Source organism: Enterococcus sp. DIV1420a, from assembly GCF_051712165.1.
Taxonomy (GTDB): domain Bacteria; phylum Bacillota; class Bacilli; order Lactobacillales; family Enterococcaceae; genus Enterococcus; species Enterococcus faecalis.
The window spans coordinates 1-24,854 of the sequence record NZ_JBIOOI010000001.1 but is presented as its reverse complement, the minus strand read 5'-3'; the positions used below and the strand labels follow the sequence as shown (position 1 = coordinate 24,854).

Sequence of the window (24,854 nt, the reverse complement as noted above, 5' to 3'; positions counted from 1 at the left end):
CCATTTGTTGGCTAAGATGAAAAACACCTGTAAAAATGAATAGGCAAATAAAGCTCATTAGAAAAACGGAGAGAAAACTGATCCAGTTTTTTCTGAGGTCACGAAATGTTTTACGAATCATCACCATTTCACCTCGTCAATCTCTAGAGGATAATCTTGATGAATATTTTCAATAATCTTACCATCTTTTAAACGGATTATACGATCTTCAATTTGCGCAATTGAAGCATTATGCGTAACTATAATAATGGTATGTCCATGTTTGACGGTCATTTCTTTTAGTAAATGTAGGACTTTTTTTCCAGTTTCACTATCTAAAGCCCCAGTGGGTTCATCACATAAAATGAGTTTTGGATTTTTACAAACAGCTCTAGCAATCGAGACACGCTGTTGCTCACCACCAGAAAGATCTTGGGGAAAATTCATTAATCGATGAGAAAGCTGAACTTTTTCGAGAATATACCTGGCTTTAAAAGAGTCTTTAGTAATTTTTTGAACAATCGCGACATTCTCAAATGCAGTCAATGTTGGAATTAGATTATAAAATTGAAAAATAAATCCTACATTTTTACGTCGATAATTTGTTAATTCATTTTCTTTGTAGTTATGAATAGGTTCTTGTTGGACAAATAATTCTCCACTTGTAGGCTGGTCCATCCCACCTAAAAGGTTTAACAAAGTCGTTTTTCCTGAGCCGCTAGGCTCTAAAATAACTGTAAACTCACCTTTGTCCAGTGAAAATGAAATATTTGATAACGCAGGAATTTTTGTTGTTGCTGTTTGATAATTTTTTTAAGCTTTATTGCTTGAATATAACTCATGACTTCCCTCCTAATTAAACACTGTGTTGTTTTTTATGATTCATAGTTTAAACTTGAATAACAAATAAAACAATGAACAATTATTCTTGAAGTGTTTAAAAATCAAACATAATTATATGTATATGTTTAAAAAAAACAAACTAAGAAAATTTGATGGGAGAAATTATGTCGAATAAAGCGGATCGAACAAAGATGCATATTATACAAACTTTTTTTTCAATGATGGATGAAATGGGATTTGAAAAAATTACAGTAGCGAATTTATCGAAATATGCAAAAATCAATCGAGGAACATTTTACCATTATTTTCCAGATAAGTATGCTGTTTTAGAAGAAGTAGAAGAGGAGCTATATTCTAGTTTTGAACAAGTATTGAATGATCAAGTTGGCTGGTTAGTAACAGAAAAAAACGATATTACCGATTGGTATCCATAGAGATTTTTTTCAAAGAAGCCTGTTTAGTTGTAATGAATTTCTTGTACGAACGAAAAGAAACAGCTAAAAAGCTGCTCGGACAACATGGTCAACCAAAATTTATCAAGAAAATGGAACAGGCCTATATTTCTGCTGTTAAAAAAAAGATTCACTTAAATCAATGCAAATATACAGAATTAGAGAATCTTCAGCAAGAGTTTATTTATTATGGAGTAATCGCGATTGTCAAACGTTGGCTATTAAATGATGCGAAGGAATCTCCAGAAGAAATAGAAGAAGTGATATCAAAATGTATGACTATCCCTTCAATCGAAATATTAGAATCTTTTGTCTAAGAAAGCTTTTAACATTTTAAGAAAAAATTTACAAAACGAGATTGTGACAGCAGTCGCTAAAAAAGATTAAAAATAAACGATATTCGTTATTTTTAATCTTTTTTTCTAGCAACTTGTATTTGCAATTATTACCTGAGAATTCTTTATAATCCAATTGTAAACGTCTGTAATTTCTTTTGAAAAATCCCCATTATTTTTAGTAATAAATATATTTCTATATTTTGAATAGTCATCAACTGGTTTCCAACAAATAGAACTGGAAATAGAAAGTTTTGATATAACAGATTGACCAACATTATTTTCTAGTAATTTCAATAATATTTCATTGTTATTCACATAAATGAATTTAGGCTTTAAATGGTGTTCCTTTAAGTAAATATCATTAAAAAAACGTATACCAGAATCCTTTTCACGTAGAATCCAAAAAGTAGAATTTGGATTTCCAGCTAACACTAATTCATCTTTTAATAAAATTTTTTCCTGCATAAAATTTGTGGCAATTGGCTTTTCATATATTCCAATTGTTGCTTCTCTATTTTCAATAGATGAAACTACCTCTTTAGAATTCATCATTTGAATTGAAAAATCAATTAATGGAAATTTTTTTATCATTAGAGAGATTAGTTTAGGAATAATGTAGATAGCAACAGTGTTTGAGCATGAAATTAAACATTCAATTTTGAAATTTTTTTCTGATTTACTTGATTAAAAGTGCTAGTTAAAGATTCCATAGTGCAAATCAATTTAGGATATAGAAATTCTGCTTCTTTAGTTGGAACTATAATTTGTTTGCCTCTTCTATAGAATAGTTTTACATTTAAATATTTTTCTAGCTTATTTATTTGTATAGAAACGGTTGGCTGAGAGATATATAGCTGTTTTGCTGCAGTACTAAAATTTCTTGTTTCATAAACAGTTATAAATGTTTTAATCCATTCAATCATGAGATACCTTCTCCTTTTTATTAATAAACATAATAGACTATATTGTAAAAACGAATTTTACAAATAGAAAATAGACTATTAACATAGTACTATAAACAAAAATAATTGAAAAGTTTTTTTGTTAATTTTAGAGAGGAGTTTTGTTTTATATGTTGAAAGATTTTTTGAAAAAAGTTCCTATTCCGATATGTGGTTTAATCTTAGGATTAGTTTCATTGGGGAATTTATTGTTTTCAGAAGGGTTTGTATTATTAGGAAATATATATAGCTGGATTGCTATATGTTTGATGGGAATTATCCTTTTAAAAATAGTGTTAACGATGAAACATACAATAAATACATTAAACGATCCTGTAGTTGCCTCTGTTGCACCAACATTTACTATGGCTTGGATGGTTATTTGTGTTTTTCTTAATCGTATTTTTGGAGATATTCGTCTTATCTATTATATATGGCTAGCAATTATCATTCTTCACTTTATCCTTATGATTTATTTTGTGGCGGTTCATATATTTCCGATAAAGATAGAACTAGAACATATATATCCTAGTTGGTTTATTACGTTTGTAGGAATTGGTGTAATTCCAAACACCTCGGAAGTATTTATTAAAGAGTGGGGGAGAATAATGATTTGGGTAGCATTATTTTTTTATATTATTTTGTTACCTATCATCTATAAACGTATTATAGAGAAGGAGATGCATGAGTCAGCTATTCCTTTAATAACTATTATGACAGCTCCAGGTTCTTTATGTTTATCTGGTTATTTATCCATAGGCGGGAACAAATCAATTTTATTAATTAGTCTTCTTTTTGTACTTTCTCAATTTATTTATTTTTGCACAATTTTCTCATTGAAAAAATTGCTAATGATTCGTTTTTATCCAAGCTATGCGGCATTTACATTCCCTTTAGTTATTTCTGCAACAGCTATGTATAAAATTTACTTGTTCTTTCAACTATTAGTTCCATATGCGAATATCTTAAAATCTTTATTTATTATAGAAACTTTTATAGCTGTTTTAATTGTATCTTATGTACTTATTAGATATCTTCGTTTTTTATGCCAGCAAATAGCTTAAAAACTTTAGAAACTTCTATAGCTGTTTTATCTTTATTAATGAATATAAAGTGAACCACTTCATAACGAGGAGTGGTTTTTATTAATTGTAAACTAGTAGAAAATCGTAAATAGTTTATGCTTTGCTTAAATGTGAATTAAAACACTAATATGCTTTTAATTCAGCATAATAAAAGTGCATAACCTAAAATACTCTAATTAAGTTAGAATAGTAAATTCATATAAATATTGTTAAATCAATGATAATGATGATGAATGATAGAAAAATGATTACATATAATTGCTTATTCTTGACTGTGGTTTCTTTTGTTAAAAAATTAACAAAAGATTCAAAAAGTTGGCGTACTAACATGTTTCTTCGATTATGAAATGCTATGATTTAATCGAAAAAAGGAGTGTGAGGTTATGAACGAAAAAAAGGAAGGCAAAGTTTTGAACTTTTGGTTTTCACAAAGCATTGCTTTGTTACCAATAGTTTTGTACGTTATATTATCTGGATTTATTATGATTACTTTTCAATATTATTCTATGAAAGCTTTAACAGTTGCTGCTGTTGTTTCTATACTGATTGGTTTTATTTTTTGTAAGAATAAAAGTAAATATTGGGAAGTTGTTGTTAGTGGATTAGCACAAAACAGAAATGCTCGATTGCTGTTTATTTTTATAGTTATAGGTATTTTATCAAAATTGCTTGTTGTAGGAAAAATTGGAGCAGGTTTTATTTGGTTAAGTCTTCAACTTAATTTTATAGGAGGGACGTTTGTAGTATTTTGCTTTTTTGCCAGCGCACTTATTTCTATGGGAGCTGGTGCACCAATCGCTGCTTTATTAGCTGTTGTTCCAATTTTTTATCCCGCAGGTGTCATGATGGGAGCTAATCCCGCGTTACTGGTTGGTGCCATGTTAAGTGGAATTTTTTTTGGAGATGCACTATCACCTAGTTCACAAGTTACACATATTACAACGTTAACTCAGCATGATTTCTATACAAAAGAACCTGCAAGATTAATTCCTACTATGAAAATCCGTTTACCTTATGTATTAGGATCAGGAGTGGTTTCAATCATACTGTTTTTCTTACTAGGGGGGTATGGAGGGGAAATAGGCGATATAAATATTTTGAAAACAATGGCAGATCCAAAAGGTTTATGGATGACCATTCCTATCATTATTCTACTTGTTATTTGTTTTAAAACTAGTAATTTATTTTTAGGAGTCACTTATGCTATCATTTGTGGAATTTTACTTGGACTTTTAACTGGCTTATTTAATATGCAAGATATTATTTTTATTGATGCTCAAGTTATACATGGAATCTTGTTTGACGGAATTTTAGGAATAACAGACATTCTTATTTCTACCATTTTTTTATATGGCTTAATTGCTATAGCTGTTAAAGGAGGAATGATAGATAAATTTTGTGAGTGGATTATTTCTAAAAAGTTTTCTCAAAGTAAAATAGGTGCTGAAACCGTAATAGCTGGTGGCGTGGGAATTGCTAATGTTTTATTGGCAGGATGTGTATTACCTTCAATTCTCATGTTCGGAGATATAGCAGATCAAATAGGACAAAAAGCTAATATAGATCCTAATAGGAGAAGTGTTTTGCTAACTGCAATGGCAACGAATATTACAGCAATCATTCCAATTAATAGTGCTTTTGTTATGGGAGCAATCACTATAATTAGTGAGTTGAAACAAAAAAATCCTGATTTACCAATAATAACACCATGGCAAATATTCATATCTACTTATTATTGTATCTTTTTAACTTTACTTTGCCTTTGCTTAGTTGTCTTTGGGATAGGAAGAAAAAAAGTGAACAAGTAGGTGTTAATAAAAATATTTAACAATCAATCAGGTACTTAATATATTCATTAATGAAACGAGTAGTTCTATTTAATTGAATGTATTTTTGATTGTCAATCAATTGAAAGAAGGTGTGACCATATTATGAAAATGTATGTTGTATAAATAGTCCATATACGGAAATAATTATATATAGTAAGGAGTGAGCTAAAGTGACCAATACGTATGATTTGATAATTATTGGTGGAGGACCAGCAGGACTTTCGGCAGCTATCTATGCAGGAAGAGCAGAAAGAAATACTTTACTTTTAGAAAAGGGAGGCTATGGTGGAAGAATCAAAGATACATCGGAAATAAAAAACTATCCAGGTACGATAGAGGATACTGGAGAAGGTTTGATGAACAAATTTAAAGATCATGCACAATCATACTCAACTAACAACTTCATTCGAACAACCGTAACAGGAATTACTAAAGATGATGCAGGATTTTTAATTCAAACTAAACGAAAAGGTGATTTTCGTGCAGAATGTGTTATTTTGGATACTGGGACAAAGCCTAAAACTCTAGGAATACCTAATGAAAAAGAATTTGTGGGTCATGGAGTAGCATACTGTGCTACATGTGATGCAGAATTTTTTAAAGGAAAAAGTGTTTATGTATTAGGTGCTGGAGATCAGGCGATTGAAGAATCATTTTATTTAACAAAATTTGCTAATAGTGTAACGATTATTGTTGTTCATGAAGAAGGGCATTTGGATTGCAATGAAGTTGCTGCAGAAGCCGCTTTTAATAACCCGAAAATCAATTTTATTTGGAATTCAACTTTAGTTGAAATTTTAGGAGAAACTAAAGTTGAAGGACTGGTGTTAAAAGATGTCGCTACCGAAGAAAAAACGAGTGTTTCTGCGGATGGAATCTTCTTCTTTATTGGAATGACGCCACAAACAGAAATAGTAAAAGATTTTGTGGAAATGGATAAAAATGGTTTTATATTAGTAAACGAGAAAAAAGAAACGAATATTTCTGGACTTTATGCAGTAGGTGATTGTACACAAACCTATTTACGACAAGTTGTTACTGCTGCTTCTGATGGAGCAATTGCTGCAACAGCATCAGAACGTTATGTGAAAGAAAAGAGAGATTTGGACGCGATATTAAATTCTGATTTAAGAAAAATTACTTTTATTTTTTACAATCCATATGAACGTGAGCAAATAGACAAAGTAGCAAAATTAGCTATTGAATATGAAGAAGTATATAAAGTTTATAGAATAGATATTACACGACAAGCTTTGCTTTATCATCAATTGGGGATAGAAGAAACAATAGCAGTTGCGGTATTTGATAATGGAAAACTCACTGAGATAAAGAATTATCATTAATAAAATAAGTAACTTAAACAAATTATAAATAGAGAATGGAGATGTTTTATATGGGACAACCAACAGTATTCCCACATGGTGTGACTATTTTTAATCCAGAAAAATGTTGGAATGGATATACTATAGTACCATTAATTAATGATGGTGTTTTATTATTTGATATGAATGGAAATGAAGTTCGTAGATGGAATATGCATGCTATGCCTCCTAAATTATTACCTGGAGGTTATGTTATGGGATTATCTGGATATAGACATCCAGACTACGGCATGCAAGATGGTGTAAATTTAATAGAAATTGATTATGACGGAAATATTGTTTGGGAATTTGATAAATTTGAAGAGATTAATGATCCAGGGAGAGATCACTGCTGGATGGCTCGTCAACATCATGATTATCAAAGAGAAGGAAATCCAGTTGGCTATTATGTCCCAGGAATGGAAGCAAAATCGTTAGAAGGAAATACATTGATTTTGGTTCATCAAACTATTAAAAACCCTTTAATATCGGATAAGAAATTACTGGATGATGCAATAATTGAAGTAGATTGGGAAGGAAACATTTTATGGAAGTGGTCTATTAGTGACCATTTTGAAGAACTTGGGTTTGATGAAGCGGCGAAAAATATTTTATTCCGTGATCCTAATATGCGGTCATCAGATGGTGGTGTTGGAGATTATTTGCATGTGAATTGCATGAGTTATTTAGGACCTAATAAATGGTATGATGGCGGTGATGAAAGGTTTAAACCTGATAATATTATTTTTGATTGTCGCGAGGCCAACATTTTAGCAATTCTTGATAAAGAAACAGGACATTTAGTTTGGAAGATAGGACCTGATTTTGACGCAACTCCAGAACTCAAAAAACTAGGATGGATTATTGGTCAACATCATTTACACATGATTCCTAAAGGATTACCAGGAGAAGGGAATTTGATGGTATTTGATAATGGTGGTTGGGGAGGATATGGGGTACCAAACCCTTCATCTAAGACCGGAACTAAAAATGCTTTAAGAGATTACAGTCGTGTGTTAGAATTCAATCCAATCACGTTAGAAATCGTTTGGAAAGTGACACCTAAAGAATTGGGTTATCCAATTCCGACTGATGCAAGTAAATTTTATAGTCCCTATGTAAGCAGTGCACAACGATTACCAAATGGTAATACTATGATTACTGAGGGAAGCGATGGGCGAATTATAGAAGTGACACCAGATCATGAAATTGTTTGGGAATGGATTTCTCCTTATTATTCACACAATGAAGAAGGCCCAAAAAATAATATGATTTATCGTGCGTATCGTTATCCTTATAGTTATGTACCACAAGAAGATGAACCGAAAGAAGTTGCGATAGAACCAATAGATAATATATCCTATCGAGTACCAGGTGCTGGAACATTAGGAGCTAAAAAAATTATTGATGTTGAAGGAACGTTGCCTTACTACCAAGATGTAGCGTTGTGTGTAGCAACAGATGATGAAAATGAAATTGTTCATAAGGAAAAAATATTTGATATTGACACAAAAACTTTTAAACCAATAAAAGGTATGAGTGAATGGAATGATTATGTATTAGCTGCGAAGAATAAACCAACTCTTGTTTTATTTGGAGCCGAGCGTTGTGTTCACTGTAAAGCATTACACCCGGTTTTAGAAGAAGTGTTACAAGAAGAATTTAAAGATAAATTTGAAGTTTGTTATGTTGATGTTGATTCGAATCAGGACATAGTAAAAGTATGTCATATTGGCGGAATTCCGGTAGTTGCCTTATATAAAAATGGTAGCGAAATTTTACGTTTTAATGGCGAACATGACTATGATGATATTTGTGATTTCTTAGATAACGCATTTAATTAAAATGTGTTAGGAATATGTGAAAGGTATCAGCTATGCAAAATATTATAAATAGCAAGGAAGAAAAAATATTTGCAAATAAATGCTTACTTCATCCTCTAAGTCTTGATAATGCACGTTTTCAAACATACAAAACTGCGGAAATGGTGTTATGCTCAGGTAGTTATATAAACTATTTTGGAATTGTTGTAGAAGGAATTTTAAGAGCGGAACGATATACATGTAAAGGATGTAACTTATGTAGCACGTATTTTGAAAACAATGATGTTTTTCCAGAATTTCTTTATTTTACTGGAAGTCGAGAGTATTCGTATTCATTAGTAGCAGTAAAAAAAACAAAAATAGCATGGATTCCAGTTACAATTTTCGAAAAAGTACTTGAAGACCCAGACATGATGTATTCTTTTATGTTATACATTTCTAAACGATCATTGAAGAATCATTTATTGTTAAATTGTTTATCTTATCGATTAATTAGAGAGAGAATTGCTTATTGGATTGTTGGATTAAATGATCTATCAAAAAATAATAATATCATTACTCTTCCTCAATCGCAAACTATATGGGCGAATCTTCTACATGTAAGTCGATCTTCTTTAAATCAGGAACTTAAACTTATGGAAGAAGAAGGATATTTTTGTATTTCTAATCACACATTAACTATTTTAAATATTGATAAATTGAATAGTATTTTATGATAAATAATAATTATATTTATTTTGTTAAATCATAGCTAACCTTATAAAGAGTGGTTGGTTCTATGGTTATAAGTTTAAAAAAAGTCTGTGACTTAAGTTGTAGTTCTAAATAGGCTCTTAGAAATCATTTACTGATTTTTAGGACCAATTTCTATGTACTAAATGTGTCAAGCAGTTTCATTGCCATATATGCGTCGAACCATTATGATACTTGATTATCAAAAAATCGCTCATATTTTTATTGTTTGCGGATTATCCTCATACTATTTTTATCCTCATAAATTGTAGAAAGCTTATTCTATGTAGCTTTTTTATTTAAAAGATGAGGATATATAGTGTGTTTTTCTAAGTTAGAGTCTCTATAAATAAAGATTATAAAAGTGAATATTTTTTATATGAAAACACACCAAAAATGGTAAGAAAACCTCAGGAGTAAATCACTCCTGAGGTCTCTTTGACTAGCCGTTCTCTTTATTTCCGATCACTGATTCTAAATTCGTATCCCAGTACATTCTTATAATACTCTGGATACATTTCTCCACCACATTTTTCGCAATCAAATTGCGGTGCACTTTCAGGAGCATATGCGACATCTTCTGCATCCAAAAATCGGACCACTTCTTTTGGAATTTTTTCCTTTATCCCACATTCAAGACAAATGTAGTGAACTGCTCCATTGGAATCGAAGCTTTTTAAAAGCTGCCTCTTTTTCTTTTTCATACTTACGTTCCGATGCTTTTTCCCCAATTTTTTCATTCTCCTCTCGCATGAATCGTTCCGATTCTTTATTCTTCGCATATTTCACTACAAGTCGTCCATTTTTAGACACACTGATTCCGCTAAATTCATAATGTTCGCCACACTTGGTACATTCTAATGGGTTTACTCCGAATTCTTCGACTATTCGTTCACTCCATGATTTTGGTCTCAATGCTTTCTTCACATTCACAAGCATTCTTCGAATCTCTCTCTGGTAGCTACTTACTACTTTTTTCATGATTGTCTTGATCCGTCGGCTATAAATACCATACCTGCGAATTGTTTTGAACTGGTTCTCTGGAATATGACGAATTAGCGCTCCAATAAATTCTTCTGCCGACATCGTCTTTATCTTGTCCGTGTTGGTTCGTTTATCGTGATACTGAAACATCACCATTTCCCCATCGTACAAAAGGATACGATTTAAAGCAATCGGACCACGTTTCATATAACGACTAATATATTCTAATATCTTTTTGAGAGAGGTTCGGCTCCTTTTTGGGGCATGCACGTAAAAGCCCTCTGCATTTTTTGTGTACGCCGCTTGTAAAAGCGGTTGGACTCGCGCCTTATCCCATTGGGATAAGGTTCTTCGAATGAGCTTTAGCACCGCATTCTGCCAATATTTCCTCAGCATTGAGAACGGGAAATAATCATAGTCCTTCCATTTTCCATCCTTCGTCACCCCACCCATAGTGACGACTAAGTGAACATGCGGATTGAATTCTAGCTGAGAACCAAAGGTATGAAGCGTTGCCACAATTCCTGATTGTATATGGTGCTTTCTAAAAAATCTAATAGAATTCGGGCTGCTTCATCCATTAACCCTTTTAAAAGCTCCTTACGATAGTTGTCCTTCAGAAAAATCTCCCGCAAGCCTTCATCAATCGTGAAGATGACGTGTCGATGCGTCACTGTAAACAGATCATTCGCCGCGATCTCTGCCCATCGTTGACTTTCTCCGGTTGCACAAGTTGGACAAAATTTTCCTTTACAGCGAAAAGCGACTTTCTTTACATCATGGCATCCTTCACAGACAAATAGACGGTAGCCTTTTTTTAGGTCACCACAATCGCGAAACTTCTTCACTTCTCTTTTCAAAACGGATCGAATCCTTCTCGTGTACCTTTGATTGAACTTCTCCCAGTTCTGATATTCATCAAAGAAAATAGCGTGTAAAATATTGGGTTTCATGTCTCTAGTTTAATAGGAAAAGGACCCATTGAAAAGCGTCCAAAAGATTGATACATCAATCCTTTGGACGCTTAAAATTTTATACTTCCTTTAATGATTCGGGTGTCAAAAGTCTTATGATAAGCGCTTTTATAGATAGAACAATGGTATAATTTAACTATCATAAAACTGCGAAAGAAGGCATTCCAATGGGGTTTAAGCGAAATGATGCCCAACAAATAGACTTAATAAATGATAGTTTTTTGAAGACATCTGATCGAACAAAACGAATTGTCGAAAATTCGTGGGCGAAGCATTTTTATGAAATAATTTTCTCATCCATAAACGAAGAACGATTTGAAGTTTTGTACAGTAATAATTCAGCCACCCGCCCTAATACACCAGCGAACATCATGATTGGTGTTCTCATTCTAAAAGAATTATTTACATTGACGGATGACGAATTATTAGAAAGTGTTATTTGCGATGTTCGTTTCCAATATGCCCTTGGAACAACCAGCTTTAAAGAACAACCTTTAAGTGACCGGAGTTTTAGTCGATTTAGAGAGCGGTTAGTCAGTTACTATGAACAAACAGGGATTGATTTAGTGAAAGAGGAGATGGAATATTTAGCTGATTCCTTCTGCTCTTTTTTCGATCTTCAACCAACAATGAAAAGAATGGACAGCCTACTAGTAGCCAGCAGTTGTCGGAAATTGAATCGCTTTGCGCTCTTTTATAAGTGTGTCTCTAACCTGGCTAAAGAAATTGATAAATCAGGTGCAGTCGAGCTTTTGGCTGGAAAAGAACTGTACTTGAGCAAAAACTATTTCAATCGAGCAATTATGTATAAAAAACACCAAGATATCGAAGAAGATTGGGAAAAATGTGTGAATGATGGGTTGCTTTTCCTTGAAGAAACCGCGGAAAAACTGAGTGAAAATACCCACTACAAAAATCTCATGCGCTTGTTTGAAGAACAGCTAACGTTCGAAGGAGAGAAGCCAAAACTATTGAGTATAAAGAAAGTGTCGCCCGATTCATTACAAAACCCAAGTGACCCTGATGCTAGTTACAAAAAGAAAAATAGAAAATCGTACATTGGCTATGTGGCAAATATCGTAGAGACGTTTGATGAGAACTTATCCTTAATTACCTCTTATGACTTTGAAAAGAATACGGTCAGTGATTATCAGTTTATTTATCAATTTATTGAACACTGGGATCGAGAGAACCCCTGTCAACTGATTACAGATGGCGGTTATGGTAGCGAAGATGTTTTCAAAAAAGCGGAAGAAAAAAACATTGATCTTTGTACAACCGCACTACGGGGAATTGATCCAAATCCTTGGGAGGCGGATTTCGTCTTTGATGAAAAAACTCATGCACTTGTTTCCTGTCCGCAAGGATATAAACCTGAAAAATCCAAATACTATCCCTATTTAGATCAAATTCGTTCAACTTTTAATAAAATACTATGTAAAATGTGTCCTTTCTTCGATCAATGTATTTCTAAAGAACAGAAAAAAACGGTGGTAGTGATAAAATCAGAAAAATCAGTCTTTCGTGCCCAACAAATCAAGCGAATGGAAACAAAAGAATTCAAAAAGTTAGCGAAGCTACGAAACGGAATTGAAGCGATCCCTTCTCTTTTAAGACGTAGATATCATGTCGATTCCATGCCGTTTAGGGGACTCGTGCGCACAAAAATATGTTTTGGATTTAAATTAGGTGCAATAAATGCAAAAAGAATCATAAAAAGACAGAAGGATAAAAAGAAACGTATTGTTGAAAACATAAAAACGGTCAATCTAATGATAAAAATAAATTTTTATCTTACAGATTGACTGTTTCTCTTTTTATTTAGAAGGTTTTGACACCCGAATCTTTAATGTCAAAAAAAGACTCTCTTCATTTATAATAAGGTTAGGGAATTTTTTTTAGTTACTGTGATGGCTGTCAATGATCATCGCAGTAGCTTTTTTGATTGATTCCAACGCTCTATAAACAATGCGAAGAATTTTGTGTGCTGTGGCATTAATAGCTTTCTGCTTTGACCCGTGACCAGCTATTCGTTGATAAAACTCAGCAAAAATAGCACTATTTGAATGTGCTGCTGTGCGATCTGCATGATACAAAGCAGTTCTTAAATATTTATTGCCTCCTCCGATACGAGCATTCTTCCTAACTCCGCCGCTTTCATAGCTAACAGGACAAAGCTCTGCCCAAGAAGCTAAATGCGATTGCGTTTTAAAAGCGGTAATATCTGGACCGATTTCAGAAAGAATCACTTCGATGCATCCTTCTTTTTCGACTTCAATTTTTTCGCCACTTAGTAAAAGGTCAACTAACTTCCTGCCCGTTTTCCCATGAATATCGGATAAGAATCCAGTCAATTTTATATTTCCTTGCTGGAGAATATTGTGAATTCGATTCTTATGTTGGGTTCGTTCCGTAATTAGATGGGTTCGTGTTCGGGTCAGTGAGCGTAGCTCTTGAATATCTGTTGGTGGTACATAGTTTTGAGGAATTAACCCCACGCGATTAAGTTGGGCAATCCATTCGACATCATTCTGATCTGTCTTTCGACCGGGAATTCCTTTGATGCATTGTGGATTGGTAAGGATCAATTTAAATCCTTTTTTTCAAAATATTCCATATTGGACACCAATATTGTCCGGTGCTTTCCATCATTACAGTGGAGCTTACTTGATTAGTCAGCCAAGAAGCTAGTTCTTTTAACTCAAAGGTTCTAGTTCCAAATGTTTGAATAGTTCTCTTTGGACGATTCGTTGAAAAAATTTCCGACAACTGTACAAGCGACGACAGTCTTTTGATGAACATCAAGTCCACAACAACGTTCAATTACAACTTCCATAAGTACCACTCCTCAGTTTTATTGAGTTGCGACGGATTCGCTTTGGAAGAATTCGAAGAAATTTTATATACGTGCACGAGGCGACAATTCGTTAGTCTCACAAAGCGAATCACTCTGTTTTTTTACTTGTCGAATAAAAGCAACCAGTACAGAATTTAACAGGTAAAATACTTGGAATTGACCTTTATATCAAAGACCTAGCCATCGTTTCTAATGGAAAAATCTACAAGAACATTAATAAAACAAGAAGTGTAAGAAAGCTTGAGAAACAATTACGTCGGTTACAGCGTAAACTCTCTAAAAAATATGAGATGAATAAGGAGGGAACCCGATTTGTCAAAACATGTAACATCTATAAATTAGAAAGAGAAATTCAGCATATACACCGAAGATTGGCAAATATTCGTCAGAATCATTTACATCAAACAACAACAGAAATAATGAAAACTAAACCATCAAGAATCGTTGTAGAAGCATTGAATGTAAAAGGAATGATAAAAAATAAGCACTTAGCAAAATCAGTTGCAAAACAAAAAAATCTATGAATTCAAACGTTAACTTCAATATAAATGTGAAGGCTAAGTTATTTAACTAGCGGAAGCAGACAACTTCTATCCAAGTTTAAAATTATGTCACGAATGCGGAAATAAAAAGTAGACTTAAAATAGCCAGACCGTACGTATTATTGTGATAAATGTGGTTATACAGCGGATAGATATTACAATTTTTGTAGCTGGTTAGAAATATTTATAGATTAATGGCAACGGTTATCGATCATATTTACCAGCCAGTATAAGAATCTACAGGTGAATATGTATTCTGTTAGAATGTACTCAAGGTAAAGTTAATGTGACGTTTTTTAAGCTTAACATTAAAATACAGAAATTAACTAATCTAATTAATCGAGCATAAATTTTGTCCATAGGAATAGAAAAAACATTGCTGTAGAGAAATCTTATGCTATATTTTAGGTGTCCCTTAATAAATAATTAGGCGTTATGAGTAAATTGTTTTGCTTGATAAGCTAGTACTTAATAGATATTTCATATGTAGTTTTATTTTCAAATCAACATACAAAAGGGGAGGGTCAGTATGGATATTCTAGTATTTTTGTTGATTTCTATATTATTTATTGTGTTTGTTAGCGCCGTATTCTATCTATTTGCCTATCTATTATTCAGGGATTTTATGACAAAATCTAGAAAAAAATAACTTACTATGAAAGGAGTTTATTAATGATTGAGGTTAAAGATCTTAGTGTTTTTTATAATGAATCTACACCTGCTTTAGAAAATATTAGTTTTACTTTAGAAAAACCTGCCATCGTGGGAATAATCGGTCCCAACGGTGCGGGCAAATCAACTCTTATTAAGGCTATGTTACACATCATTAATCACAAAGGGGAAACCTTAATTGATAAGCATTCAGCGAAACGCTATCTAAAAAAAATTGCTTATGTGGAACAAAAAAGCGATGTAGATTATACATTTCCTATTAAGGTCAAAGAGTGCGTCTCTTTGGGCACTTATTCAAGTGTTGGCGTAATGAGAAAATTAAAATCAAAAGATTGGGAAAGAGTATTCAACGCTTTGGATAAGGTGGGCTTAAGTTCTTTCGCAGAAAGACAAATTAGTGAACTATCAGGTGGTCAATTCCAAAGAGTATTGTTAGCCCGATGTCTAGTACAAGAAGCAGATTATATATTCTTAGATGAGCCATTTGTTGGTATCGATTCTATTAGTGAAAGAATCATTATGGAAATTTTGGATTCACTAAAAGAGGAAGGAAAAATCATTTTGATTGTTCACCATGACTTGAGTAAAGTGAAAAGCTATTTTGATGAAGTTATTATTATCAATAAAAATCTGATTAACTATGGCGAAACAGATGAAACGTTTACTGGGAAAAATTTAATAAAGGCTTACGGTGAAGGTATTTTTGTAGGAGGGATTACAGAGTGATTCAGAATTTTATCAATGGACTATATGATTTTCATTTCCTACAAAATGCATTAATTACGGCGATTATTATTGGGGTAGTTTCTGGCGTAGTGGGATGTTTTATTATTCTAAGAGGAATGTCTTTAATGGGTGATGCAATATCACATGCTGTTTTACCTGGCGTTGCATTATCATTTATCTTAGGAATAAATTTTTTTATTGGAGCAATTGTATTTGGTTTGTTATCTTCAGTATTGATTACTTTTATTAAAGGAAATAGCATAATAAAAAGTGATACTGCTATAGGGATAACTTTTAGTTCTTTTTTAGCTCTAGGAGTAATTCTTATTGGCGTTGCAAATAGTTCTACTGATTTATTTCATATTTTATTCGGAAATATTTTGGCGGTTCAAGATACGGATGTTTGGATAACAATTGGTGTTTCTGCAGTTGTTTTACTATTAGTATTTCTATTTTTTAAAGAGCTGCTTATTACGTCCTTTGATCCAGTAATGGCTAAAGCAATAGGAATGAAAGTTAATTTTTACCATTATTTATTGATGATCCTGCTTACTTTGGTTGCAGTTACAGCAATGCAAAGTGTGGGAACCATATTGATTGTTTCAATGTTGATTACACCTGCAGCAACTGCTTACCTTTACACAAATAGCTTGAAAACGATGGTATTGCTCTCTTCGATAATAGGAGCTATTGTTTCAGTCTTAGGATTATTCATTGGATATAGTTTTAATATCGCTGCGGGTTCCAGTATTGTTTTGACTTCGGCAATATTATTTTTAATTAGTTTTTTTGTTTCACCTAAACAACATGTATTAAGAAAGAGGGTATTTCAAAAATGAAAAAAATGATTTTGAGTCTGTTTACAGTAATTGCAACAGTATTAATTCTAGGAGCTTGTTCTAGTAACGGCGCAAAGAATGAAAAAAATAGTGATAGTGCTAAAAATAAAGAACTAAGTGTTGTAGTCACCAATTCAATTATTGCTGATATTACTAAAAATATAGCAGAAGATAAGATTAAGCTTCATAGTATTGTACCAGTAGGGAAAGATCCGCATGAATATGAGCCTCTACCAGAAGATGTACAAAAAACTTCGAAGGCCGATTTAATTTTTTATAATGGAATTAATTTAGAAACAGGAGGAAACGCTTGGTTTACTAAACTAGTTAAAAATGCTGAAAAAAAAGAGAATGAAGATTATTTTGCAGTTAGCGATGGAATTGATGTCATATATTTAGAGGGTGAAAGCGAAGAAGGAAAAGAAGATCCACATGCTTGGTTAAATTTAGAAAATGGGATTATTTTTGCTAAGAATATCGAAAAACAATTAGCAGCTAAGGACCCTGATAATAAGGATTTCTATAAAGAAAATCTTGATAAGTATGTAAAAAAACTATCCGCTTTAGATACAGAAGCAAAATCTAAATTTGCATCTATCCCAAATGATAAAAAAATGATTGTAACAAGTGAAGGTTGTTTCAAATATTTTTCAAAGGCTTATAATGTTCCATCTGCGTATATATGGGAAATTAATACCGAAGAAGAAGGAACTCCTGACCAAATTAAAAATTTAGTGGAAAAATTAAGAAAGACTAAAGTACCATCATTATTTGTTGAAAGTAGTGTAGATCCTAGACCAATGAAAACTGTATCGAAAGATACTGATATTCCTATCTACACAACTATTTTTACTGATTCTATTGCGGAAAAAGGAAATGAAGGAGATAGTTACTATTCAATGATGAAATGGAATCTAGATAAAATTGCTGAAGGTCTATCTAAATAGTATAAGGAGGGATGGGAATGGTTAAAAATGATTCAACTATTTTCTATCTACTAGCGATTGAGAAGCTAAGTAAAGGTAAAAAAATTCGAAATAAAGATTTAGTTGATTTTTTAAATATTGCTCCTTCCTCTGTTACCGAAAGATTATATAATTTAGAAAATGATCAAGTTATTTATAGAGATAAAAAATACATTTTTATTTCCGATAAAGGGAAGAGGATGATAGAAGATTTTCAAGATAAATATATAAAATTAGAGTAAGTGTTTAAGCTGTTTTATCACTAAATTGAGGGGACACTATTATAAATATTTCCTCAATTTTAAATATTGTTTCTTTTTGAAAATTTGATGCTAGAGTAGCAACGATAAAAATGCCAACCTTGAAAAGGTTCCTATTAAGAAACTAAGAACATTTATAAAGTGCAGTTTTTTTAATATATATTAGAAATAAGGAGGGGAGATTGCTCTGTCAAAATGTGTAACAATGGTGAATTTTTAAAATTCAATTCAGCTACCTAAAATTAGTTTTAAAAACGATGGAGGTAACAATAGATTATTGCTAAAAATTGTTGAGTAATGGTGAATGCAATATTAGTGATGAGGTAGATTATTTATAGATTTTGACAATGAGAAGAATATGATTATCATAGTTGTAATATTTATAATTATTTTAATATCGGTGTATAAATTTTACAAATCCTTATTTAATTTTTAATAAAAATACTTAACAGTACATGAAATGGAGGAATATATATGTTTAAAGAATTAACAAAAATAATCAAATTAGGAAAGAAAAGCAGTCTATTTATCGGTGGTGTAGTATTTGGCAGTGCTGGTTTAAAACTGTTATCCAGTAAAGAGGCTAAAAAAAGTTATGCCCATGTTCTGGCAAAAGGATTTAAACTAAAAGACGGGCTGGATTCATCGCTTTCTATGATTAAACAACATACAGATGACGTTTACGCTGATGCTAAAGACATATATGAGGAAGGAAAAAAAGATGAAAATTTAAAAGATTTTGTCGATGTAGCCGATGATATAGATACTAATCATGTTGAATTATGAGTTAGTTTTTTCAACCAAAAGAAGAACAAGGATTAGGCTACCGTTTAAACTAACACCAGATGTTAAAGAATATTTCAGGCAGTTAACCGCAACTAATCTGTCTATACAAAATATCCATTTTTACAATGATAATCAACATATTTCTATTTCTCATCAAGAAAATGCTATGAATGATATATGTGATTTCTTATCAAGTATCGATATTAGATGCTTAAAAGAGTTATATAAACATCCAATATTGTCTAATGAAGAGACACCCTATGATATAATATCGCAAGCTCTTTACAAAAAAATTTTAATAAAATTGTTAATACCGCAGCCCTTTCAAAATTTTGCTATACTGTGTCGTTCCATACCTTTTTTAACCGCTGCATGTAGATCTATTAAGCGTTTTAGTCTAGACATGAGTATGCTAGATGGTTTAGCCATTTTAGTTGCTCTCATCACAGATGATTTTAAAACAGCAAGTACGATTACTTTTTTATTAAACTTAGGAACAGATTTAGAAGGATGGTCTAAGAAAAAGTCAATAAAAGATTTAGAAGAAAGTTTAAAAAAATCGGGTGAAAAAGTTTGGGTATTAATCGATAACCAATTACGTGAAATAGACATGTCAGAGGTTAAAGAGGGAGATTTAGTAGTTTTCTACGAAGGAAATGAAATTTTATTTGATGGGAAAATCATTAAAGGGAATGGATTTATAGATGAAAGCTCCATTACTGGAGAAGCGTATCCTATTCCTAGAAATGTGGGCGAGAAGGTGCTAGCTAACACTTTATTAGTTTCAGGTGAAATAGTTATTTCTATTACAAATAGTATTCCGAACTCGGGGATAACTAACATAATAACACTAATTAATGAATCTGAATTTAAGTCTTCTTTGGAACAACAGAAATTGGTTAGTTCTGCGGATAAATTAGCCAAGCTCAATATTCTTGGAATGCTTACTACCTTCGCTATCACTAGATCAATTTCTAAAACATTATCATTTCTAATGGTTGATTTTTCTTGTGCAATAAAATTATCTACACCTGTTGCCTATTTAACTGCAATAAAAGATGCGGTAAACAATCAGGTTGTAATAAAATCAACAAGTATTTTAGATAAGTATAGTGAAATTGATACTTATATTTTTGATAAAACAGGAACGATTACTACTGCAGATCCAAAAATCAAAAAAGTAATTACTTTTAATAACTATACTGAATTTGATGTGATTAAAATCGGAGCTTGTTTAGAGGAACATGTTTATCATCCGATTGCTAATGCGTTGGTAGATGAAGCCGAAAAGAAAGGGATTGTACATGAAGAAATGCATGATGAGTTATATCATATTGCATCAAAGGGAATACGTTCCTCTATTGACGGAGTACCTGTTGTAATCGGAAGTAAGAAATTTATCTTGGAAGAATGTGTGAACATTTATGAGAAGCAGAATAGCATTATTTGCGGGCTAGAAGAACAGTACAATTTATTATACCTCGGCTATGACAAAGAACTAGTAGCGATATTCGCTATTGATACGCCACTCAGATCAGAAGCTAAAGAAACAATAGTCCTCTTAAAGAACAGGAATAAGAGTACTATTCTTTTGACTGGAGATACTAAACAAAGGACAGAAATAGTCACTAGAAGTATACCTTTTGATAAAGTAATTTCAGATTTAAAACCAGAGGATAAATTTAATTATATACAACGATTAAAGGTCGCCGGACAAAACGTTTTAATGGTTGGTGATGGCTTAAATGATTCCGCAGCGATTGCGTTAGCAGATGTAGGAGTTTCAATGGGAGGAGCTTCAGACGTAACTAACCATATTAGTGATATTACACTTCTTTCTGATAATTTACATGATTTGATTTATATTGATTCATTAGCATTTGAATTGTCTAAAAAAATAAAAAACAATTTGAGAATGACTTTTTTTGTTAATGGTAGTTTAATATTTTTGGGCCTGTTTAACAGATTATCTCCTACAACACTAGCTACATTTCATAATTTAACGACATTTTTGCTTGTGGGAAATAGCTTTAAGCTGAATCATTCTAAGGAAAAAGGAGTTGGAGTAAGGAACTTAGAAAATATAGGGGAAGGTTAATTTTATGAAACCATTCATAGATGAAAAGTATGTATCAAATTATTTAGAGGATATTAGAACAAAAATTCCTGGCTACAATTTAATGTTTGAACTAGTATTTGATAGCGTTCTCCCAACAGTTATACACGGTAGTGCACCTCAAAATGTACTATTGGTTGGAGGGGGACTTATCGAAATAGGTTATTTAAAAAATCAGTATCCTTCTGTGCCGTTAACAATTATTGAAGCTAGCAGGGAAATGTTGAAAGCATATCAGAATAGATTAGGAAATAGTAAGGCAGAATTAATTAATGCTAGGTTTGAAGAGTATGAATTAGCTCAACGCTATAGTTTCGGTTTTTCGTTTTTAGTTTTTCATTTTGTAAGTAATAAACGACTATTTTTGAAAAAAATGTATGATAGTCTATTAATTAATGGTTTTTTTATAGTAAGTGTATTCTCTGATTATCATTTAGACTGGTGGAAAGAGTTTTCTTTGTCCAAAGGTGCTGACTCTAATCAAATCGATTTAGCTATAAAAAATGAAAATAACTATATGTATAGATTAGAGTCAGAAGAAGTGAGAAATATGATATTAGAAGCAGGATTTAAAAAAGTTGAAATGATTAGTCAAATATTGTGCGTAGATTTATTAATAGCAACGAAATGAAATTCTAATAAAGAATTTACTGTCAATCCCGATTTTTAAATGTAATTTTGAGAGGTGATAATTTGTCAACAAATGCTTTAAATAATAAAGAACAAGAAAATCGATTTATATTGCAAGGGAATTTGTGGAAAGTGGTTATCAGGTTATCTTGGCCTACTATTATAGCAATGGTAATATACGGCTTTAATCCTGTGCTTGATGCTCTTTTTGTGGGGCGATATGCAGGAGAAATAGCTCTAGCCGGAATATCCCTTGCGTATCCTATAACAGCTATTGTAACTGGGTTAGGATCATTGATTGGAGTAGGGGCAGGCTCTATTTTAAGCATTGCCCTTGGAGCCAACGATACAGACAAGCAAAGAAAGATAATGGGGAATGTCAATGTATTGATTATTTTTTTTACAGTTATATATATGATTGCGGGTCTATTGCTTTCCTCCCAAATGATTCAATTTATGGGAGGAAAAGGCGAAGAATTATTATTGGGAGACCAATACTTTAGAATCACTGTAATAGGTACAATATTTTGGGTATACGGTTTAGCAATCAATATGATTATTCGTGCTGAAGGAAGAATGAAGACAGCGGCATGGATGATGGCAGTAGGACTAATAGCAAATGGTATCTTTAGCTATATATTTATAGCTTTGATGAATATGGGAGTTGTTGGAGCTGCTTGGGGAATAAACATGGGTATGTTTATATATTCTTTTGTGAGTTTCATTTATCTTGTAAAAGGGAAAGCAAGCTTTGAAGCAAATGCGTTAAGTCTTACGTGTGATAAAAAAATTATAGGGGATATTAATCGTCTAGGAGCTTCCTCTTTAATTATGTCAGTAATGACATTGGTTCAAGCATTTGTAGTATTTAATGTATTATCTACTTATGGAACAGTATCAGATATTGCTTTTTATGGAGTAGTATTTAGAATTTTCCAGTTTTTCCTTACGCCTATATTTGGTTTAATGAGAGCTTTACAGCCAGTGATTGGTATTAATTATGGTGCAAAACAATATGAACGTGTTATCAAATCCTATAAACTATTTGGAGTAGTTGCAATGATGCTTACTATACCACTTTGGTTGATTTCATTAATTTTTCCAAATGAGATTCTATCAACCATGCTAGCAGGGCAAAATTTCGGATCAATTCAATTGAACGAATTTAGAGTTTTTATTTTTATCATACCATTCCTATCCTTTATATTTATGGCAATGACTTTTTTTCCTGCAGTTGATAAAGGCAAACCAGCAGCAATAATTGGGATTGCTCGACAATTCATTTTTTATGTACCAGCTATGCTCGTTGTACCAAGATATTTTGGTATTGAAGGTATCTACTATGCTTCATTTGGTATTGATGTAATTATCGTGTTATGGACAGTACTGCTTGTGAAAAAAGAATTTAAATTTTTAAGGGGCGGATTGTCAAATCAAGTGCAACACTCGATTAAAAAATACTTCAAAAGGGGTTTTCCAATTTAAGCATTTACGAGGTCGCATATTTATTTTTCTTAGGACTTCTTTTAGTGTCTGTGATGTAACTTCATCTAAAGTCTGGCGTTTAGGGAAATATTCTCTTAATAATCCATTTGTATTCTCATTTGTACCACGCTGCCAAGGTGACTGTGGATCCGCAAAGTAAAAGGGGAGCCCCTCTAATTTTTTAGTTACGTCTTTGTGAAATGAGAATTCTTTTCCGCGATCTGAAGTAACACTCCTTCTTTTCGTTTTAGGGAGTCCTTTGAGTAAATAGATCATACTATCTTTGACTGGTTCTGCTCTTTGCGCCGCTACTTTATCAGCTAACAAGTAGCGAGATTTCCGATCAGTTAGGGTAAGTAAACAAGCGCTCCCCATTTTACCAACTACTGTGTCGACCTCCCAGTGACCCAGTTCACGTCGGAGATTCCCCTCTAATGGCCTTTCATGTATTGTATGCGAAATGACTATTTTCCCTCTGGTTTCGTTATGATTCTGACACTTATACTTTTTTCCTTTTCTACGTAACTTCTTCACCACACCACGATGCCCTTGTTTCGGCATTTCGTCATCAAATTCAAAAGCATAGATTGCTCGATAAATAGTCGAATAACTAATCTTTATCGGGTAGTCTTCTAATTCTAATCGATTCGCTATTTCTTCTGGCGACCATTGTTCGTCTAAAAAAAGATGTTTGACGATATTCTTTAAATAGAAATTGGATAAAATCTTCTTTCTTCCACAATTTTTTCTTTTAAGCTTATAAAGCCGGTGTGCAATAGTCGGAGAATATTGGTTTGATGAAAAAGCATTTCGATTCATTTCTCGGCTAATTGCAGAAGGGTTCCTTCGAAGTTGACGGGCAATCTCTCTTATCGTGTATCCTTGCGCATGTAATTTCGCTATTTCTTCTCGTTCGAAAATGGTAAGATGAGTATACTGACTCATAGATATCCTTCCTTTCAATAGTTATCTCGCAATTACTATTTTACAAGGAAATCATCTATGAGTCTTTTTTGTGTTGCACTTAAAGTGTAAATCCGCCGGAATAATAAAATTTGTAAATTAAATATAGACAAATTTTAAACTAAAGCAAAAAGGAGAGTTTGTATGAAATACGATAAAACTACAGTTATATTGAATCAATGGAAGTTTAATTAATAGAACCGGATCTATACTAGGGCAGCTATTTGATTCATCGTATTTATCTTCAACTAACTTATAAATAAAATTAAAATCTATATATTTATCAATATCTATTAATAGATGCTCCTTGGGAACTAAACCTTCGAGAGAATAAAAACCAATTTGATTACGTTTACTCATATCTTGTTTTTTTTATATTGAAATCAACTCCTTTTCTCTATTTACCAAGAAAAAAAGACAAAGTATCAAAAAACTGATACTTTGTCTACAGTCTGAAATACTCCAAATATCAATCAACTTAATTGATTGATATTTGGAGTATTTGTTAGGACTTATGTCTGGTTCGTTTTAGATAGGTGAGGACTTGCGATGGATAAAACTTGTATTATTAACGCCAATAGAGTAATTGTTAGTTACTCTATTAGAAAATTTTCTTCTTCTGGTTCCCAAGCGTTACTAAAATCATAATTTTTGAATAGTGAGGCTAGGCCA

22 protein-coding genes and 4 pseudogenes are annotated in these 24,854 nt (G+C 32.3%); 17 read left to right on the top strand and 9 right to left on the bottom strand.

The window, feature by feature from the left end; translation table 11 throughout:
* Positions 1-120: 120 nt before the first annotated feature.
* Positions 121-821: pseudogene (locus IGI80_RS00130) on the bottom strand (ABC transporter ATP-binding protein).
* Between the two features lie 165 nt (positions 822-986).
* On the opposite strand from IGI80_RS00130, the gene IGI80_RS00125 reads away from it, so the two are divergent.
* Together IGI80_RS00125 and IGI80_RS00120 are read left to right on the top strand one after the other, a co-directional pair.
* A complete protein-coding gene (locus IGI80_RS00125) occupies positions 987-1,256 on the top strand; it encodes a TetR/AcrR family transcriptional regulator (protein ID WP_438722289.1) in 270 nt (89 codons plus the stop codon).
* Between the two features lie 41 nt (positions 1,257-1,297).
* Positions 1,298-1,591 carry a TetR-like C-terminal domain-containing protein gene (locus tag IGI80_RS00120; RefSeq protein ID WP_438722287.1) on the top strand — a complete coding sequence of 98 codons (294 nt, stop codon included), beginning with the start codon at positions 1,298-1,300 and terminating at the stop codon, positions 1,589-1,591.
* A gap of 105 nt (positions 1,592-1,696) precedes the next feature.
* Here the strand turns inward: IGI80_RS00120 and IGI80_RS00115 are convergent, their stop codons facing one another.
* Positions 1,697-2,203: a LysR substrate-binding domain-containing protein gene (locus tag IGI80_RS00115; protein WP_438722285.1), complete on the bottom strand. Its 507-nt coding sequence runs from the start codon at positions 2,201-2,203 to the stop codon at positions 1,697-1,699.
* Positions 2,204-2,256: 53 nt separating this feature from the next.
* The gene (locus IGI80_RS00110; RefSeq protein ID WP_438722284.1) at positions 2,257-2,535 is read right to left on the bottom strand and encodes a helix-turn-helix domain-containing protein; all 279 of its coding nucleotides are present in this window, start codon (positions 2,533-2,535) and stop codon (positions 2,257-2,259) included.
* A gap of 149 nt (positions 2,536-2,684) precedes the next feature.
* On the opposite strand from IGI80_RS00110, the gene IGI80_RS00105 reads away from it, so the two are divergent.
* The 5 genes from IGI80_RS00105 to IGI80_RS00085 all read left to right on the top strand — a co-directional run bounded on the left by IGI80_RS00105 (position 2,685) and on the right by IGI80_RS00085 (position 9,367).
* Complete coding sequence (locus tag IGI80_RS00105) at positions 2,685-3,617, top strand: TDT family transporter (RefSeq protein ID WP_438722282.1); 933 nt, start codon at positions 2,685-2,687, stop codon at positions 3,615-3,617.
* 404 nt (positions 3,618-4,021) lie between these two features.
* The gene (locus tag IGI80_RS00100; RefSeq protein ID WP_438722280.1) at positions 4,022-5,446 is read left to right on the top strand and encodes a hypothetical protein; all 1,425 of its coding nucleotides are present in this window, start codon (positions 4,022-4,024) and stop codon (positions 5,444-5,446) included.
* A gap of 191 nt (positions 5,447-5,637) precedes the next feature.
* Complete coding sequence (locus tag IGI80_RS00095; protein WP_438722279.1) at positions 5,638-6,810, top strand: NAD(P)/FAD-dependent oxidoreductase; 1,173 nt, start codon at positions 5,638-5,640, stop codon at positions 6,808-6,810.
* 50 nt (positions 6,811-6,860) lie between these two features.
* A complete protein-coding gene (locus IGI80_RS00090; RefSeq protein ID WP_438722277.1) occupies positions 6,861-8,672 on the top strand; it encodes an aryl-sulfate sulfotransferase in 1,812 nt (603 codons plus the stop codon).
* A gap of 32 nt (positions 8,673-8,704) precedes the next feature.
* The gene (locus tag IGI80_RS00085; RefSeq protein WP_438722276.1) at positions 8,705-9,367 is read left to right on the top strand and encodes a Crp/Fnr family transcriptional regulator; all 663 of its coding nucleotides are present in this window, start codon (positions 8,705-8,707) and stop codon (positions 9,365-9,367) included.
* A 471-nt stretch (positions 9,368-9,838) separates the two neighbouring features.
* Here the strand turns inward: IGI80_RS00085 and IGI80_RS00080 are convergent, their stop codons facing one another.
* Together IGI80_RS00080 and IGI80_RS00075 are read right to left on the bottom strand one after the other, a co-directional pair.
* Complete coding sequence (locus tag IGI80_RS00080; RefSeq protein ID WP_438722275.1) at positions 9,839-9,985, bottom strand: hypothetical protein; 147 nt, start codon at positions 9,983-9,985, stop codon at positions 9,839-9,841.
* A gap of 31 nt (positions 9,986-10,016) precedes the next feature.
* Positions 10,017-11,320: pseudogene (locus IGI80_RS00075) on the bottom strand (IS91 family transposase).
* 188 nt (positions 11,321-11,508) lie between these two features.
* Here IGI80_RS00075 and IGI80_RS00070 point away from each other — a divergent pair.
* Positions 11,509-13,146 carry a transposase gene (locus tag IGI80_RS00070; protein WP_438722273.1) on the top strand — a complete coding sequence of 546 codons (1,638 nt, stop codon included), beginning with the start codon at positions 11,509-11,511 and terminating at the stop codon, positions 13,144-13,146.
* Positions 13,147-13,239: 93 nt separating this feature from the next.
* Here IGI80_RS00070 and IGI80_RS00065 read toward each other — a convergent pair whose 3' ends face one another.
* Positions 13,240-13,929, bottom strand: a complete 690-nt coding sequence (locus tag IGI80_RS00065; RefSeq protein ID WP_438722272.1) for a transposase — start codon at positions 13,927-13,929, stop codon at positions 13,240-13,242.
* 122 nt (positions 13,930-14,051) lie between these two features.
* Positions 14,052-14,177 carry a hypothetical protein gene (locus tag IGI80_RS00060; protein WP_438722271.1) on the bottom strand — a complete coding sequence of 42 codons (126 nt, stop codon included), beginning with the start codon at positions 14,175-14,177 and terminating at the stop codon, positions 14,052-14,054.
* A 158-nt stretch (positions 14,178-14,335) separates the two neighbouring features.
* Here IGI80_RS00060 and IGI80_RS00055 point away from each other — a divergent pair.
* The 9 genes and pseudogenes from IGI80_RS00055 to IGI80_RS00015 all read left to right on the top strand — a co-directional run.
* Positions 14,336-14,722: pseudogene (locus IGI80_RS00055) on the top strand (RNA-guided endonuclease TnpB family protein); the annotation flags it as partial.
* 690 nt (positions 14,723-15,412) lie between these two features.
* The gene (locus IGI80_RS00050) at positions 15,413-16,138 is read left to right on the top strand and encodes a metal ABC transporter ATP-binding protein (protein WP_438722269.1); all 726 of its coding nucleotides are present in this window, start codon (positions 15,413-15,415) and stop codon (positions 16,136-16,138) included.
* Entirely contained in the window at positions 16,135-16,977 is an 843-nt protein-coding gene (locus tag IGI80_RS00045; protein WP_438722268.1) for a metal ABC transporter permease subunit, read from the top strand. Before IGI80_RS00050 ends, IGI80_RS00045 begins: the two co-directional genes overlap by 4 nt.
* The gene (locus IGI80_RS00040; RefSeq protein ID WP_438722266.1) at positions 16,974-17,924 is read left to right on the top strand and encodes a metal ABC transporter substrate-binding lipoprotein; all 951 of its coding nucleotides are present in this window, start codon (positions 16,974-16,976) and stop codon (positions 17,922-17,924) included. Before IGI80_RS00045 ends, IGI80_RS00040 begins: the two co-directional genes overlap by 4 nt.
* A gap of 17 nt (positions 17,925-17,941) precedes the next feature.
* The gene (locus IGI80_RS00035) at positions 17,942-18,184 is read left to right on the top strand and encodes a hypothetical protein (protein ID WP_438722265.1); all 243 of its coding nucleotides are present in this window, start codon (positions 17,942-17,944) and stop codon (positions 18,182-18,184) included.
* Between the two features lie 492 nt (positions 18,185-18,676).
* Positions 18,677-18,988, top strand: a complete 312-nt coding sequence (locus IGI80_RS00030; RefSeq protein ID WP_438722264.1) for a DUF6110 family protein — start codon at positions 18,677-18,679, stop codon at positions 18,986-18,988.
* Positions 18,975-21,086 (top strand): heavy metal translocating P-type ATPase, encoded by a 2,112-nt coding sequence (locus IGI80_RS00025; protein ID WP_438722262.1) that lies wholly within the window; start codon positions 18,975-18,977, stop codon positions 21,084-21,086. The genes IGI80_RS00030 and IGI80_RS00025 overlap by 14 nt, the downstream gene beginning before the upstream one ends.
* Before the next feature lie 4 nt (positions 21,087-21,090).
* Complete coding sequence (locus IGI80_RS00020) at positions 21,091-21,735, top strand: methyltransferase domain-containing protein (RefSeq protein ID WP_438722261.1); 645 nt, start codon at positions 21,091-21,093, stop codon at positions 21,733-21,735.
* A 62-nt stretch (positions 21,736-21,797) separates the two neighbouring features.
* The gene (locus IGI80_RS00015) at positions 21,798-23,219 is read left to right on the top strand and encodes an MATE family efflux transporter (RefSeq protein WP_438722260.1); all 1,422 of its coding nucleotides are present in this window, start codon (positions 21,798-21,800) and stop codon (positions 23,217-23,219) included.
* Here the strand turns inward: IGI80_RS00015 and IGI80_RS00010 are convergent.
* Positions 23,163-24,164 (bottom strand): IS30 family transposase, encoded by a 1,002-nt coding sequence (locus IGI80_RS00010; RefSeq protein ID WP_438722259.1) that lies wholly within the window; start codon positions 24,162-24,164, stop codon positions 23,163-23,165. The two genes, IGI80_RS00015 and IGI80_RS00010, sit on opposite strands and share 57 nt — an antisense overlap.
* Positions 24,165-24,353: 189 nt before the next feature.
* A pseudogene (locus IGI80_RS00005) lies at positions 24,354-24,542 on the bottom strand (IS5/IS1182 family transposase); the annotation flags it as partial.
* Between the last annotated feature and the right edge of the window lie 312 nt (positions 24,543-24,854).

Bases quoted from the DNA above. Each gene is read 5' to 3' on its own strand.
- IGI80_RS00125 (WP_438722289.1), top strand. From the start codon at position 987: ATGTCGAATAAAGCGGATCGAACAAAGATGCATATTATACAAACTTTT.
- IGI80_RS00115 (WP_438722285.1), bottom strand. From the start codon at position 2,203: ATGATAAAAAAATTTCCATTAATTGATTTTTCAATTCAAATGATGAAT.
- IGI80_RS00110 (WP_438722284.1), bottom strand. From the start codon at position 2,535: ATGATTGAATGGATTAAAACATTTATAACTGTTTATGAAACAAGAAAT.
- IGI80_RS00105 (WP_438722282.1), top strand. From the start codon at position 2,685: ATGTTGAAAGATTTTTTGAAAAAAGTTCCTATTCCGATATGTGGTTTA.
- IGI80_RS00100 (WP_438722280.1), top strand. From the start codon at position 4,022: ATGAACGAAAAAAAGGAAGGCAAAGTTTTGAACTTTTGGTTTTCACAA.
- IGI80_RS00090 (WP_438722277.1), top strand. From the start codon at position 6,861: ATGGGACAACCAACAGTATTCCCACATGGTGTGACTATTTTTAATCCA.
- IGI80_RS00085 (WP_438722276.1), top strand. From the start codon at position 8,705: ATGCAAAATATTATAAATAGCAAGGAAGAAAAAATATTTGCAAATAAA.
- IGI80_RS00070 (WP_438722273.1), top strand. From the start codon at position 11,509: ATGGGGTTTAAGCGAAATGATGCCCAACAAATAGACTTAATAAATGAT.
- IGI80_RS00060 (WP_438722271.1), bottom strand. From the start codon at position 14,177: ATGGAAGTTGTAATTGAACGTTGTTGTGGACTTGATGTTCATCAAAAG.
- IGI80_RS00050 (WP_438722269.1), top strand. From the start codon at position 15,413: ATGATTGAGGTTAAAGATCTTAGTGTTTTTTATAATGAATCTACACCT.
- IGI80_RS00040 (WP_438722266.1), top strand. From the start codon at position 16,974: ATGAAAAAAATGATTTTGAGTCTGTTTACAGTAATTGCAACAGTATTA.
- IGI80_RS00035 (WP_438722265.1), top strand. From the start codon at position 17,942: ATGGTTAAAAATGATTCAACTATTTTCTATCTACTAGCGATTGAGAAG.
- IGI80_RS00030 (WP_438722264.1), top strand. From the start codon at position 18,677: ATGTTTAAAGAATTAACAAAAATAATCAAATTAGGAAAGAAAAGCAGT.
- IGI80_RS00025 (WP_438722262.1), top strand. From the start codon at position 18,975: ATGTTGAATTATGAGTTAGTTTTTTCAACCAAAAGAAGAACAAGGATT.
- IGI80_RS00020 (WP_438722261.1), top strand. From the start codon at position 21,091: ATGAAACCATTCATAGATGAAAAGTATGTATCAAATTATTTAGAGGAT.
- IGI80_RS00010 (WP_438722259.1), bottom strand. From the start codon at position 24,164: ATGAGTCAGTATACTCATCTTACCATTTTCGAACGAGAAGAAATAGCG.